Here is a 541-nt window from a genome sequence, read left to right as displayed (position 1 = left end):
CATGCGGGGGTCGAGGTTGACGGGGTTCTCTTCCTTGCCGTCCTCGGGCAGGCGCAGCACCTCGCCGATCTGGTCGATCAGGAGGCCATAGGATTCACCGCGCAGGTCGACGCCGACAGCCATCGGGGTCTTGCCGTCCTCGTCCCTGGGCAGGCCGAGACGGGCGCGCATGTCGACCACGGTGACGATGCGGCCGCGCAGGTTCAGGACGCCCGAGATCTCGCGCGAGGACAAGGGAACGCGGGTGACGCGCTCGGGCATGAACACGTCCTGGACGCGGGAGATCGGCAAGCCGAACAGCTGGCCGCCGATCATCGCGGTGACGTATTCGACCATGGCGCCTTCGCCGACTTGCATCTTCTTGCTCATATCGTCTCTCCTCAGGTCCCGCTCAGGCTGCCGCGCGGCTCAGCTCGGAGGCGCCGGCGGCGCCCGCGGTCTGCTCCTTCAGCGCCGCGATCAGACCGGGACGGTCGAACTTGGCGACATAGTCGTGGAAGCCGGCCTGACGGCCGCGCTCGATCGCTGCCGGCGACACCAG

1 protein-coding gene is annotated in these 541 nt (G+C 68.4%); it reads right to left on the bottom strand.

Annotation, left to right across the window (positions count from 1 at the left end; translation table 11 throughout):
- On the bottom strand, positions 1-369 hold a 369-nt coding region (locus XI06_RS12830; protein ID WP_271605472.1), incomplete at its 3' end, for a chemotaxis protein CheW.
- Positions 370-541 lie beyond the last annotated feature (172 nt).

It is taken from the genome of Bradyrhizobium sp. CCBAU 11434 (genome assembly GCF_028128895.1).
GTDB lineage: Bacteria > Pseudomonadota > Alphaproteobacteria > Rhizobiales > Xanthobacteraceae > Bradyrhizobium > Bradyrhizobium zhengyangense.
Note: the sequence above shows the minus strand (reverse complement) of the source record. Positions and strands in the feature narration are given on the sequence as shown.